Here is a 13,030-nt window from a genome sequence, read left to right on the forward strand (position 1 = left end):
AAACCCCGTTTTTACGATCGGGGCAAAAATCACTCTGAGACCGGGATTTACCGCTTGTCATTTACCCGACGCTGGCGCACGGGTGAGCCATGACCCCGATACGCCAGAACCCTGCCCTTGCGGCCCTGCTGATCCTTGCGGCGAGCGCCCTTCTCGCGGGGACTACGTTGCTGGCCAAAGCGCTGGGGACAGATACGTTGGGCCCGGCGCTGCATCCTTTGCAGATCAGTCACGGGCGGTTTCTGTTTGCCTTTCTAGTGATCGTCACAGCCGTGGGTATCCTGCGCCCGCGCTTGAGCCGCCCGCATTGGGGCCTGCATATCGGGCGAACAAGCTTTGGCTGGCTCGGGGTCACGTTGATGTTTGCTGCGGTCGCGTTCATCCCGATTGCAGATGCGACGGCGATCTCGTTCCTGAACCCGGTCTTTGCGATGATGCTGGCGATCCCGCTGCTGAAAGAAGGGGTCGGCCCCTGGCGCTGGCTGGCCGCCATCGTGGCGCTGATCGGCGCATTGGTACTGCTGCGCCCCACGCCCGCCAGCTTTCAGCCCGCTGCGTTGCTGGCGCTGACGGCGGCGGCGATCATCGGGATGGAGTTGATTTTCATCAAGAAACTTTCTGGCCGTGAAATTCCGATCCAGATTTTGCTGATCAACAATGCGATGGGGCTGACCATCGCCTCGGTCGCGGTCAGCTTCGTGTTTCAGATTCCGACGCCCCAGCAATGGGCAGCGCTGGCGGGGATTGGCGTGCTGATGGCTTGTGCGCAGGCCTGTTTCGTCAACGGAATGGCGCGGGCGGATGCTTCCTTTGTGGCCCCCATCAGCTATGCCACACTGATCTTTGCCGCCTTCTACGATTTCGTGGTGTTCAAAGTGATCCCGGATGGGGTCAGCCTGATCGGGTCAGCCATTATCCTGACCGGAGGTCTGATCCTAGTCTGGCGCGAGGCACGGCTGCGTCAGACATAGGGGGAAAGTTTTTTCGTGGCGATGTCTGCGCGCGACACCCATGTCGCAAACCCCCATGAAATCATCTTAGCCGGGCGCAATCTGATCATAGTTCATTAGAAAGATTGTCAGATGCATGAACGCCGTATCCCCGAATGGGTCCGCCATGCCCCTGCACCATCGGTCCGCGATTTCGGCATCCTGGCAGGTTTCGAGGCCATTGTCCGAGGCATCCTGATCTCGGTCTTTCCGCTGGTGATGTACCGCGCGCTGGGCGACGCGTCCTCAGTGTCGTTTGTGTATTTTCTGGTGGGGATCGTCTCTCTTGTTGCCGGACTGATGATACCGTTTGTTATCCGCTACGTCCCCCGGCGCTGGGCCTATACCGCCGGATGCGTCCTGTTCGTGGTCAGCGCCGTTCTGGCGATCGAGGGCAGCCCCGGTTCCATCGTGCTGGCGCTGGCGCTGAACACGGTGGCCACGGTCACGACCTTTGTCTGTTTCAACGCTTATGTGCTGGACTACATCAGCAAGATCGAACTTGGCCGGTGCGAGACCAGCCGCATGTTCTACAGCGCCCTTGGCTGGACCGGAGGCCCCATGATCGGCGTGCTATTGATGGAACGCTGGGCCCCTGCCCCCTTCGTCATCAGCGCAGTCGCCTCGGTCGCCATGTTGATCCTGTTCTGGAGCATGCGTTTGGGCAACGGCAAACTGATCACCAAGGCGCGCGGACCGGCAAGCAATCCGCTGGCCTATCTGCCGCGCTTTTTTTCGCAGCCGCGGCTGCTGGCTGGGTATCTGTTTGCGATGATTCGGTCCTGCGGGTGGTGGATCTATGTGGTCTACCTGCCGATCTTTGCCATTCAGAACGGGCTGGGTGAACAGCTCGGGGGCATCCTGTTGTCGAGCACGAATGCCATGTTGTTCGGCGCGCCTTTGATCCTGCGCTGGGTGCAGGGGCGGTCGCTGCGGGTGGCGGTGCGCACGGGTTTTGCCGCCTGCGGGGTCTGTTTCGTGATCGCCGCAGCGATCTCCGGCTGGCCGGTCGCTTCGGTCGTAGCGCTGGTTTTGGGATCGGTATGGCTGATCGTGCTGGATATCTGTGCAGGATTGCCATTTCTCATGGCAGTGAAACCCTCGGAACGGACCGAGATGTCAGCGATCTATTCCAGCTATCGCGACGTGTCAGGCATTCTGACGCCCGGCGTGGCCTCGCTGGTGCTGCTGATCACACCGGTCGCTGGCGTGTTCGCGGCTGGCGGCCTGGCCTTGTTCGGAGCCTGGGCCGTAGCGGCGCGGCTGCATCCACGGCTCGGGCGACCCCGCGTGGCCCTACAGCCCGGATCACTGGCCGATGCGACCTAAGCCTTGAGACGGTAACCCGTTCGCAGCATCTGCCATGTCGCTGCTCCGACCAATAGCGTTGCTGCGCCACAGACCGCCATGCCCAACCAAGGAGAGCTGTCGGATACTCCGATCATGCCATAGCGCAGCCCGTCGATCAGATAGAACACCGGGTTCATGTGGCTCAGGCGGTTCAGGACCGGCGGAAGTGCTTCAACCGAATAAAAGGTACCAGACAGGAAGGCCAACGGCGTAACAATGAAGTTGGTGATCGCTGCCATCTGGTCGAACTTGTTGGCAAATATCCCGGCAAACAGGCCCAGCGCGCCCATGAAGGCCCCGCCGAGGATGACGAAGATCAGCGTGATCATCAGGTTCTGGGGCACGATCGACAGAAAGATCAGAAACGCAGCGGCCACGACAAATGCAATCAGGACACCTCGGGCAATACCGCCGGCCAGATACCCCAACAGGATTTCCAAAGGCGACAGGGGCGGCATCAGTGTGTCGACAATATTTCCCTGCACCTTGGCAATCACCATCGACGACGAGGTGTTGGCGAATGCATTCTGGATCACCGTCATCATCATGATGCCCGGCGCCAGAAAGATCAGGAACGGAACGCCCATCACGTCGGGCCGGCTTGGACCAATGGCAATGGTGAAGATCAGCAGGAACAATCCCGCCGTCACCAGAGGGGCCAACAGAGTCTGCGTCCACACGGCCAGAAAGCGCAGTGTTTCGCGCCGCGCCAGCGTATAGAGGCCCATCCAGTTTACCGTACCAAAGCGGCGTGTGTCCTGATCCATGAGATTCTGCATGATCTGCCCCATACCTGATTCGAAGACCGCTTGTAACTCGGCCCGCAGTGATTAAAATAGGGGGCTGAGACGAATTCCCAAGGCGGCCCGAATCCGGGGCCGCTTTCCGCTTTTGAAAGGCAAATGATGTCCTGGACTGACGAGCGTGTAGAGCTGCTGAAAAAGATGTGGGGCGAGGGCCAGTCGGCCAGCCAGATCGCCAAGGAACTGGGCGGCGTGACCCGCAACGCGGTGATCGGCAAGGTCCACCGTCTGGGCCTGTCAAACCGCGCCACCGGTGCCAGCCCGGCCAAGGCCGAAGCTAAGGAGAAACCGGCACCCGCACCCAAGGCCGAGGCCAAGCCCAAACCAGCACCCAAGACCGAACCGGCCCGTCCGGCCCCTGCCACGGAAGCAAAACCGGCCACTCCGGCCCGCCGTCAGATCATCCCTGCCGGTCAGCCTTTGCCGCCGCAACCTTCGGCCAACGAGATCAGCCCCGAGGCGCTGGCCAAGGTCAACGAGGTCGAGAAGAAGGCCAAGAAGCTGACGCTGATGGAGTTGACCGAGAAGACCTGCAAATGGCCCGTGGGCGACCCCGCGACCGAGGATTTCTGGTTCTGCGGCCTGCCGGTTGAGGCAGGCAAGCCCTATTGCGAGGCGCATGTGGGCGTGGCGTTCCAGCCCATGAGCTCTCGCCGCGACCGGCGGCGGTAAATCTGCAACTTTGCAAGCTGTGCGAAGCGCAGGCTGCATTATGTCAGTCTGCGTGATATCTGCTGTCGGAGTATTCCGAAAGCAGATGCAACCCGTTCTGGGCATGCCGCACCGCCAGTCTTTTCTGGCGCGCATTGTCCGGCACCAGATACTTGGTTGTTGCCATCGCGTTGATCGACAACTCGGGAAACAGCGCGTGTAGTTCTTCAACCGTCTCAGGGGGCATTGATTTCAGTGCCTCCTCAGCAATCAGCAAGCTCTCGGTCGGGGCACCTTCGGCGAATATCACTTCGTGTGTCGCAAGAACCAGATGAACGTATGTGATGCCGTCAACCGTATCATCAACATAGATGCCCGGCAGCCCGGCAAGCCGTATGGCGGCAACCAGAGCTTCGGGGCGGCCAAACATACGCTTCACAATGGCAGAGGACACCAGCATGCGGTGTTGGCGCGAGACAAGCAGATCCCGGCGGGGCAGGCCCTGGCCCAATGCACCTGCGCATATTCGCACTGGATAGAGCTTCGGGTTACGGCGCAGTTCGCGTGAGCTAACCGAGCGGCACATGATTTTCAGAAGCGGTTGCGCGCCACCTCGTGCCAAACGGATCGGTTGGCCGGGTTCAAGATCCTCAACCGGAACCGGCCCTGCATCAGTGGCGACCGATGTACCTGCGGTCAGGCAAGGGATGCTTCCCGGAGTGGGATCGGTATTAACCGAATAGGTTCCGCCGTTGTCTGTGGAAATCAGAGAATCGCCCGCTCCGGCCTGACCGATGACAGTCGATTGCATGCCGCCGGCGGGTCCGGCCGTTGCGGTAATCGGCCCCGGGCTTGGCGGATCGCTGAAAGAGTTGAACTGGTAAACCGTCGACCCCTCGGAAAGCGAGATGCCATTGGTTTTCCCAAGTCCGGTAAATGTACCGGAACTGGTCGTATCGATGACGTAAATATCGCGCCCCGCCACCGTTGTCGGCGTAATACCAGCCAGTGTGTTGGTGGATCGAATCTCACCACTGCTCTGGTAGATGGTCACGACCAGGCCGGACACATCGGTGCCTGCGTCGACTGCGATCTCGATGAAATCGAGAGTCGGTCCGCCCAGGTATTTCAATTCTGAAAAATATGGATCCGGCATGGGGTCGTGTGTCTTTCAATCGCACCGAAATGTCTACCCGGCACCAACGTGAACAGCATATATATAAAACACGTAAATCGATAAGATACAGCGTTGCCTACTGCGCCGGATGCGACGGTAAATCTGGCATCGGCACCCAACCGGGCAACTCATCCGGTGAGACTGAAACATGCAGTTTCTCTGACCGGTCCTTGCCCACCTTGCGATGCTTGCGCAGCAGGAAAATCTTGCCCCAGCCGCGCCATGTGCCGACCGAGGGCGCATGGGTATCGGTCGGATATCGGTCGCGCCAGCCTTCGGGCAGGGGCAACCCGTGCAGCTCGGCCTTGTCCAGCATCCAGATCAGGGAAATGTTGCTGAGCGGTCGTGCCTCTTCGAACCCGTTCAACTGACCGCCGACATCGCCGTGGGTACCACGGAACCAGACCTGCTCGATATGTCCTTTGAAATCAGGGGTGCATTTCCACAAGACCGGCTCGAACACCTCGCGGGTCTCGTCCAGCGCCATGGCGTGATAGCCGTGGCGGGTGGCCGGGCCAAGCTGATGGTTGTGGAAAGCGTGGCGTTCCTCGGCCCAGCGCCAGAGCAGCGGCAGGCGCAGACCCAGCGCCTTGACCGTATCCCAGACACCGACCATCTCGATGGCGACATCCTCGTGACAGAAGGCTTGCCGGAATTCAGCCGCCGCCTTGCCGTTGGCGGTGCATTCGTAATGTCGGTAGGCCTGCTTGATATTGCGAACCGTGGCGTGTTCGGCCTTGAGCAGCCCGATCGCGTCAATCACGCCCGCAAGGCTGCGCACCCCGTAAGCGCCGCGTGAGTAGCCGATGAAAAAGATCTTGTCGCCGGGTTTGTAGCGCGAGGCGAGATAGCCATAGGCGCGGCGGATCTGGCGGTTGATGCCGCGCCCCATCATCACGTCCAGCGAGGATTTCCAGCTTTCCCATTGCACGCCGGATTCGTAGAACACCGAGACCTTGCTGCCCATCTCGCAACACAGGCGCAGGGTCTGGCCTGCATGGGTTTCGCGGCCCGGCTCCAGCGTCGACATGGTGCCGTCCAGAATGATGACATGGCTGATCGGTTCGCGGTGGCGCGTCTCGGCCGAGTGCTCGGACCGCAGAGGCCGTCCGAGCCATCCCAGTACCTTTCTACTCAGCCGCGACAGAACCATGCGTCAGCAATTCCCATACTCTGTGAGGTGTGAAAGGCATATCTGCCTGCCGCACCCCGTGATCCCAGAGCGCATCCTGAACCGCGTTTGCCACTGCGGCCAGCGCGCCCACCGTGCCGGCCTCGCCACATCCTTTTATCCCCATCGGGTTGGACGTTGACGGAACCGGCGCCGAGGTAAACTTAATCATGGGTATCTCAGCCGCGCGCGGCAAGGCGTAATCCATCAACGAAGCCGTGAGCAGTTGCCCATGTGCATCGTGAACGACATGCTCGGTCAGCGCCTGGCCGATGCCCTGACCCACCCCGCCATGCACCTGCCCTTCGGCAAGCATCGGATTGATAAGATTGCCGAAATCATCGACGACGGTATACCGATCAACCCATGTCTCGCCCGTGTAAGAATCGATAACGATTTCGGCAACATGTGCGCCATTGGGATAGCTGCGGGCATCCAGATTGGCGCGGGCCTCGTGCTTCAGCAGATCCATGCGCCCGTCTGCACGCGCCATCTCGGCCGCTTCGGTCAGGGTTGGGGTCAGGTTCGAGCCGGGTGCCCGGAATGTTTCATGATCAAAATGCACGTCGTCTTCCTCGACCCCCATCTTATCCGCGAGATAAGGCGTGAATGCGGCGATCATTATGTCGATGGTGGCCAGCGTCGCCGTGCTTTGCACCGTGACCGAGCGCGACCCGCCCGTGCCGCCACCATGGGCGAGCCTGTCCGTGTCGCCCTGAACGACGGTGATCCGGTCCATCGGAATCCCGGTCTGATCTGACAGGAAATGGGCATAGACAGTCTCGTGCCCCTGCCCGTTCGATTGGGTGCCGACGTATAGGTTCACCGCGCCATCCTCGCAAAACTCGACCTTCGAGTTCTCGGAAGGGTCACCCAAAATACTTTCGATATAGTAACAGAGGCCCTGTCCGCGGATCAGGCCCCGTTCGGCATCCGCCGCCTTGCGGGTTGCAAACCCGCTGGTCTGGCTGGCCGCGCGGCTGAGGACCATGTCGAAATCGCCGACGTCATAGGTTTCACCGGTGGCCGAGGTATAAGGGAAATCGGCGGGACGAATGAAGTTCTTGCGCCGCAGCTCCCACGGATCGACGCCCAGCTCGCGCGCTGCGCGGTCCATGACCCGTTCCAGCACATAGATCGCCTCGGGCCGTCCGGCGCCGCGATAAGCGTCGACCTGCGTGGTGTTGGTATAGAACCCTTCGACCCGCAGATAGGTGGTTTGCACGTCATAAACGCCCATCAGCACCTTGCTGAACAGGCTGGTCTGGATGGCCTGCCCGAAATGGCTGTTATAGGCACCCAGATTGACCTTGCTGTGCACGCGATAGGCGGTGATCCGGTGATTGGCGTCAAAGGCCAGTTCACCCAGCGAGGTCAGGTCGCGGCCATGGTGATCGGACAGCATCGCCTCGGACCGGTCCGATATCCAGTGGACCGGCTGACCCAATTTCTTGGCGGCAACGGCGGTGCAGAAATATTCAGGGTAAGGCATCACCTTCATACCGAAGCCGCCCCCCACATCCGGGGTGGTGACGCGGACATCTTCCGCTTCCAGCTTCAGCTTTTGCGCCAGTTGCGCCCGCATCGCCCAGACACCCTGCCCGCCATAGGAAAAATGCAGGCGCCCATCCTCCCAGTTGGCCTGACATCCGCGCGGCTCAAGTGAGGTGATGATGACCCGGTTGTCTTCTACGTTCAGCGAGACGATGTGAGCGGCAGAGGCAAAGGCGGCCTCGGTTGCGGCCTCATCGCCCAGGCCCCAGTCAAAGGCGCGGTTGTCGGGGGCCTCGGGGTGTAGTGTTTCGCCGCCCGCGCCGACGTCCATCTTTACGGGCAGGTCTTCGGTTTCCATCCAGATCAACTCAGCCGCGTCGCGTGCCTGCAGCAGCGTATCGGCCACCACTACTGCCACCGGCTCACCCACGAAGCGGACGCATTTGTTGGCCAGCATGTGCCGTTCCGGGGCCGCCGCCTGCGTCCCGTCGCGGTTGGGCACAGTGGCCCCGTTCATCACGGTGTCGATGCCTGTCGCCTGCAAATCCTCCAGCGCCATCACCAACCGCACGCCCTCTGCCGCACGCGCAGCGTCCAGATCCAGCGCCGTGATCTGGCCATGCGCCACCGGGCTGCGGAAAAAGGCCACATGCAGCGCGTTTTCGGGTACCGCGTCATCCATGTATTGGCCGTTCCCGGTCAAAAACCGCAGGTCCTCGGTCCGTTTGACGGGCTGGCTTTTGCCGAACTTTTCCATGGAGCGATCCTTTGGGCTGCGTCAGAGGCGACATTAGGCTGAACGGGTTCGTTGTCCAGAGCGCGCAGACCCTTCCCCTTCCCGCACGCATTCGTTATTGCAGGCGCTGACCCGAGATTGATGACGCAGGACGCACCCCATGGCGATGGAAAAGACATTCAACGCGGCCGAGGCCGAGGCCCGCATTTATCAGGCCTGGGAACAGGCCGGAGCCTTCAAGGCAGGCGCGAACAAATCGCGCGATGAAAGCTTTACCATCATGATCCCACCGCCCAACGTGACGGGCGCGCTGCATGTGGGCCACGCGTTCAACAACACGCTGCAGGACATCCTGATCCGCTGGCACCGGATGCGCGGTTTCGACACGCTGTGGCAGCCCGGTCAGGACCACGCCGGTATCGCCACACAGATGCAGGTGGAAAAGATGCTGGCCGCCACCCAGCAGCCGGGACGTCGTGAGCTGGGGCGCGAGGCGTTTCTGGACAAGGTCTGGGAGTGGAAAGGCGAATACGGCGGCACGATCATCGAACAGCTGAAGCGTCTGGGGTCGTCCTGCGACTGGTCGCGCAACGCGTTCACCATGGCGGGCGCGCCCCGTGATCCGCGCACCGGGCATGAGAACTCGGCCAATTTCCACGACGCGGTGATCAAGGTCTTCGTCGACATGTACGAAAAAGGCCTGATCTATCGCGGCAAGCGGCTGGTCAACTGGGACCCGCATTTCGAGACCGCGATCTCGGACCTTGAGGTCGAGAATATCGAGGTCGCCGGTCATATGTGGCACTTCAAGTACCCGCTGGCCGGTGGCGAGACATATGAGTATTTGGAAAAAGATGAAGATGGAAATGTGATCTTCCGCGAAGAGCGCGATTATATCTCGATCGCCACGACGCGCCCCGAGACCATGCTGGGCGACGGCGCGGTTGCGGTTCATCCGTCGGATGAACGGTATGCGCCAATCGTCGGGAAACTTTGCGAAATCCCGGTTGGCCCGAAAGAACATCGCCGCCAGATTCCGATCATCACCGATGAGTATCCCGACCCTGATTTCGGCTCGGGCGCGGTGAAGATCACCGGGGCGCACGACTTCAACGACAACATGGTCGCCAAGCGCGGCGGTATTCCGATGTATCGCCTGATGGACACCAAAGGCGCGATGCGGGCCGATGGCGCGCCTTACGCCGAAGAAGCGGGCAAGGCGCAGGAATATGCACGTGGGCGCGCGTTCACCGAGAACGAGATCGACGCGATCAACCTGATCCCTGACCACCTGCGCGGGCTCGACCGGTTCGAGGCGCGTGCGAAGGTCGTCGAGGAGATCACCGCCGACGGTTTGGCCGTTATGACCCGCGCGGATGATCCCCGTCTGGGATCAACCGCGTTGAAGCCCGACCACGAAGGGGCCGACAAGCTGGTCCCGCTGGTCGAAAGCAAACCGATCATGCAGCCCTTCGGCGACCGCTCGAAAGTTGTTATCGAACCGATGTTCACCGATCAGTGGTTCGTCGACGCCGAAAAGGTCGTCGGCCCCGCGCTGGACGCGGTCAAGGACGGCACGGTCAAGATCATCCCCGAGTCGGGCGAGAAGACCTATTACCACTGGCTGGAAAACATCGAGCCCTGGTGCATCTCGCGCCAGCTGTGGTGGGGACATCAGATACCGGTTTGGTATGGTCTCGATCTATCGGCTGAGAACTTTAAGGACGATGAAAACGACGGCGACCTTGATTTGGTCGAATTGGGCCGTTTGCTGAACGAAGGCGGCATGCTGCACCGTGGCAATGTCATGGAATGCGCTGCGAGCCTTAAAGCCGTTACCGAGAAATTCCTCGACGACAATGCAAACATTCCCAGCCCGCTGAGCCATGCGACGGTTGTCGAAGTTGCCGACAAACAGGAAGCGATCCATCAGTTCGCTGAAAGCCTTGCTCAATACGCGGTCGAACAAGACCCGACCAGGCTGGTCTACCCGGTTTGGCGCGATCCCGATGTCCTCGACACATGGTTCTCCTCCGGCCTCTGGCCCATCGGCACGCTGGGCTGGCCGGAACAGACAGAAGAACTGGAGCGCTACTTCCCCACGGACGTTCTGGTCACCGGTTTCGACATCCTGTTCTTCTGGGTCGCCCGGATGATGATGATGCAGCTGGCCGTGGTCGACCAGATCCCGTTCCACACTGTTTACCTGCACCAGCTCGTCCGCGACGAGAAGGGCAAGAAGATGTCCAAGACCACCGGCAACGTCATCGACCCGTTGGAGATCGTGGACGAATTCGGCGCCGATGCGCTGCGGTTCACCAACGCCTCGATGGCGGCCATCGGCGGGGTGCTGAAACTATCCCGCGAGCGCATCACCGGTTACCGCAACTTTGGCACCAAGCTATGGAACGCCGTCCGCTTTGCCGAGATGAACGAGGTCTTCACCGACGCCGTGCCGTTACTGGACGTGGCCGACCTGAAGCCCAAAGCGGCTGTAAACCGCTGGATCATCGGCGAAACCGCGCGCGTGCGGGAAGAGGTCGACGCGGCGCTGGAAAGCTATCGCTTCAACGATGCGGCCAACGGGCTTTATGCCTTTGTCTGGGGCAAGGTCTGCGACTGGTATGTGGAGCTATCCAAGCCGCTGCTGCAAGGCGACGACGCAGAAGCGCAGGCCGAAACCCGCGCCACCATGCGTTGGGTTCTGGATCAGTGCATGGTCCTGCTGCACCCGATCATGCCCTTCATCACCGAAGAGCTGTGGGGCCTGACCGGCAACCGCGCAATAATGGTCGTGCACGCTGATTGGCCGACCTATGCCGCCACAGATCTGATCGACGCGGATGCGGATCGTGAAATGAACTGGGTGATCTCGGTGATCGAAAACACCCGCTCGGCGCGCGCGCAGATGCGGGTTCCGGCGGGGCTCTACGTGCCGATGCTGGTGACCGAGATCGATGCGAACGGCCAGGCCGCTTGGGACCGAAACGAGGCGCTGATCAAGCGTCTGGCGCGGATCGACAGCCTGACCAAGGCGGATGAACTGCCCAAGGGCACGATCTCAATCGCCGCCCCCGGTGCCTCCTTTGGTCTGCCGCTGGCGGACATCATCGACATTGGTGCGGAAAAGGAACGGCTGGAAAAAGCCAAGGGCAAGCTGGCCAAGGAACTCGGTGGTTTGCGCGGTCGCTTGAACAATCCGAAATTCGTGGCATCGGCCCCGGCCGAAGTGGTTGAAGAAGCCAAAGCCAACCTTGCCGCCCGCGAAGAGGAAGAGGCCAAGTTGAACGAGGCGCTCGCCCGTCTGGCTGAGATCGCCTGACCTTCATCTTTCACAAATATTCAAATCCAAACCCCTCCGCCAAACCTGACGGAGGGGTTTTTCTTTAACCTCAAAGCTTTCCCTCTTGTTCGCGCCCACCCGCGCTTGGTAGCACTTCGGCAACACAATCCTCCGAGGCCCCGATGGCGCGACCTTTCCCTCCGATGCAGACCGTCTCAACCGGGTTGGTTGTGGCCATTGTCGGGTTCTTCAGTTCGTTCCCCATCGTCCTGCAAGGGCTGGGCGCCATGGGGGCTTCGCCTGCGCAAGCGGCGTCGGGGTTGATGAGCGCGGCGATTGCCATGGGGCTTGCGGCCATCATCCTCAGCCTGCGGTATAAAATGCCAATCAGCGTCGCGTGGTCCACGCCGGGGGCCGCATTGCTGGCGGTGTCTGCCGCCCCGGCCGAGGGGTTTTCGGGCGCGACCGGAGCGTTCCTGTGCGCCGGAGCTCTGACCGTGCTGGCGGGGCTGTGGAAGCCCCTTGGGCGGCTGGCTGCAGCTATCCCAACATCGCTGGCGCAGGCGATGCTGGCTGGAGTGTTGTTGCCGCTCTGCCTTGTGCCCTTCAAAGCGGCGGTTGAAATTCCATGGCAGGCGCTGCCGGTGATCCTGACATGGTTCATCGCGGGTCGCTTCAACCGGTTGTTCGCGGTCCCGGCAGCCGTGGTCGCCGCGGCCGTCGTGGTGTCTCTGAACGCCGGAGATACGCAACTGATGCCGGACCGACTGATCGCGGCTCCGATCTGGACCACGCCGTCCTTCTCAGCCGCGTCCGCCATCGGCATCGGCGTTCCGCTGTTCATCGTCACCATGGCAACGCAGAATATCCCCGGCGTCGCAGTGATGCGCAGCTTTGGCTTTGCCCCCGTTCCCGGCAAGCTGTTTTCATCCGTCGGTGGCGCGAGCCTGCTTTCGGCCCCGTTCGGCGCCCCCGCGACCTGTCTGGCCGCCATCACGGCCGCGATGTGTTCCAACGAGGACAGCCATCCCGACCCTGCGCAGCGATACTGGTCTGCGATCATGGGCGGTGTGTTCTACTGCCTGTTTGGTGTCTTTGCCGTGGCGATCACCAGCTTTGCCGCCCATGCTGATCCGATGTTGATGGGCACTCTGGCCGGGGTTGCACTGATCGGCGTAATGGCCAATTCGATGCATGCCGCGCTGGATGTGCCTGCTGAGCGTGAAGCCGCCATTCTGACGCTGGCCATCACCGCGTCCGGCATCACGGTCTTTGGGCTGGGTGCTGCGGTCTGGGGGCTTCTGGCCGGTGGCATCGCGCATCTTGTGACAAGCAGAATGCTTTGATCCCTTTCGCCTTGTCGCCGTAATCGGTAT

General features: G+C 61.1%; 9 protein-coding genes. 5 read left to right on the plus strand and 4 right to left on the minus strand.

What is annotated here, in order from left to right; translation table 11 throughout:
• Positions 1-89: 89 nt before the first annotated feature.
• Both ACR0IV_RS07805 and ACR0IV_RS07810 read left to right on the plus strand, forming a co-directional pair.
• On the plus strand, positions 90-971 hold the full coding sequence (locus ACR0IV_RS07805; RefSeq protein ID WP_480657135.1) for a DMT family transporter: 882 nt from the start codon (positions 90-92) through the stop codon (positions 969-971).
• A 111-nt stretch (positions 972-1,082) separates the two neighbouring features.
• The gene (locus ACR0IV_RS07810; protein WP_480657134.1) at positions 1,083-2,318 is read left to right on the plus strand and encodes an MFS transporter; all 1,236 of its coding nucleotides are present in this window, start codon (positions 1,083-1,085) and stop codon (positions 2,316-2,318) included.
• On the opposite strand, the gene ACR0IV_RS07815 is transcribed toward ACR0IV_RS07810, so the two are convergent.
• Positions 2,315-3,118 (minus strand): ABC transporter permease, encoded by an 804-nt coding sequence (locus tag ACR0IV_RS07815; RefSeq protein ID WP_480657133.1) that lies wholly within the window; start codon positions 3,116-3,118, stop codon positions 2,315-2,317. The genes ACR0IV_RS07810 and ACR0IV_RS07815 overlap by 4 nt on opposite strands.
• A gap of 126 nt (positions 3,119-3,244) precedes the next feature.
• Here ACR0IV_RS07815 and ACR0IV_RS07820 point away from each other — a divergent pair, with 126 nt between their 5' ends.
• Positions 3,245-3,814 (plus strand): GcrA family cell cycle regulator, encoded by a 570-nt coding sequence (locus ACR0IV_RS07820; protein WP_480657132.1) that lies wholly within the window; start codon positions 3,245-3,247, stop codon positions 3,812-3,814.
• A gap of 43 nt (positions 3,815-3,857) precedes the next feature.
• Here the strand turns inward: ACR0IV_RS07820 and ACR0IV_RS07825 are convergent, their stop codons facing one another.
• The 3 genes from ACR0IV_RS07825 to ACR0IV_RS07835 all read right to left on the minus strand — a co-directional run bounded on the left by ACR0IV_RS07825 (position 3,858) and on the right by ACR0IV_RS07835 (position 8,392).
• Complete coding sequence (locus ACR0IV_RS07825) at positions 3,858-4,949, minus strand: Hint domain-containing protein (protein ID WP_480657131.1); 1,092 nt, start codon at positions 4,947-4,949, stop codon at positions 3,858-3,860.
• A 97-nt stretch (positions 4,950-5,046) separates the two neighbouring features.
• Positions 5,047-6,123 carry a DUF2235 domain-containing protein gene (locus ACR0IV_RS07830; protein ID WP_480469201.1) on the minus strand — a complete coding sequence of 359 codons (1,077 nt, stop codon included), beginning with the start codon at positions 6,121-6,123 and terminating at the stop codon, positions 5,047-5,049.
• Positions 6,101-8,392 (minus strand): xanthine dehydrogenase family protein molybdopterin-binding subunit, encoded by a 2,292-nt coding sequence (locus ACR0IV_RS07835; RefSeq protein ID WP_480657130.1) that lies wholly within the window; start codon positions 8,390-8,392, stop codon positions 6,101-6,103. Before ACR0IV_RS07835 ends, ACR0IV_RS07830 begins: the two co-directional genes overlap by 23 nt.
• 139 nt (positions 8,393-8,531) lie before the next feature.
• On the opposite strand from ACR0IV_RS07835, the gene ACR0IV_RS07840 reads away from it, so the two are divergent.
• Complete coding sequence (locus ACR0IV_RS07840; RefSeq protein ID WP_480657129.1) at positions 8,532-11,693, plus strand: valine--tRNA ligase; 3,162 nt, start codon at positions 8,532-8,534, stop codon at positions 11,691-11,693.
• Positions 11,694-11,836: 143 nt separating this feature from the next.
• On the plus strand, positions 11,837-13,000 hold the full coding sequence (locus ACR0IV_RS07845; protein ID WP_480657128.1) for a benzoate/H(+) symporter BenE family transporter: 1,164 nt from the start codon (positions 11,837-11,839) through the stop codon (positions 12,998-13,000).
• The last annotated feature ends 30 nt before the right edge of the window (positions 13,001-13,030 follow it).

This window comes from Ruegeria sp. C2, assembly GCF_056537765.1.

Bases quoted from the DNA above. Each gene is read 5' to 3' on its own strand.
- ACR0IV_RS07805 (WP_480657135.1), top strand. From the start codon at position 90: ATGACCCCGATACGCCAGAACCCTGCCCTTGCGGCCCTGCTGATCCTT.
- ACR0IV_RS07810 (WP_480657134.1), top strand. From the start codon at position 1,083: ATGCATGAACGCCGTATCCCCGAATGGGTCCGCCATGCCCCTGCACCA.
- ACR0IV_RS07815 (WP_480657133.1), bottom strand. From the start codon at position 3,118: ATGCAGAATCTCATGGATCAGGACACACGCCGCTTTGGTACGGTAAAC.
- ACR0IV_RS07820 (WP_480657132.1), top strand. From the start codon at position 3,245: ATGTCCTGGACTGACGAGCGTGTAGAGCTGCTGAAAAAGATGTGGGGC.
- ACR0IV_RS07825 (WP_480657131.1), bottom strand. From the start codon at position 4,949: ATGCCGGATCCATATTTTTCAGAATTGAAATACCTGGGCGGACCGACT.
- ACR0IV_RS07830 (WP_480469201.1), bottom strand. From the start codon at position 6,123: ATGGTTCTGTCGCGGCTGAGTAGAAAGGTACTGGGATGGCTCGGACGG.
- ACR0IV_RS07835 (WP_480657130.1), bottom strand. From the start codon at position 8,392: ATGGAAAAGTTCGGCAAAAGCCAGCCCGTCAAACGGACCGAGGACCTG.
- ACR0IV_RS07840 (WP_480657129.1), top strand. From the start codon at position 8,532: ATGGCGATGGAAAAGACATTCAACGCGGCCGAGGCCGAGGCCCGCATT.
- ACR0IV_RS07845 (WP_480657128.1), top strand. From the start codon at position 11,837: ATGGCGCGACCTTTCCCTCCGATGCAGACCGTCTCAACCGGGTTGGTT.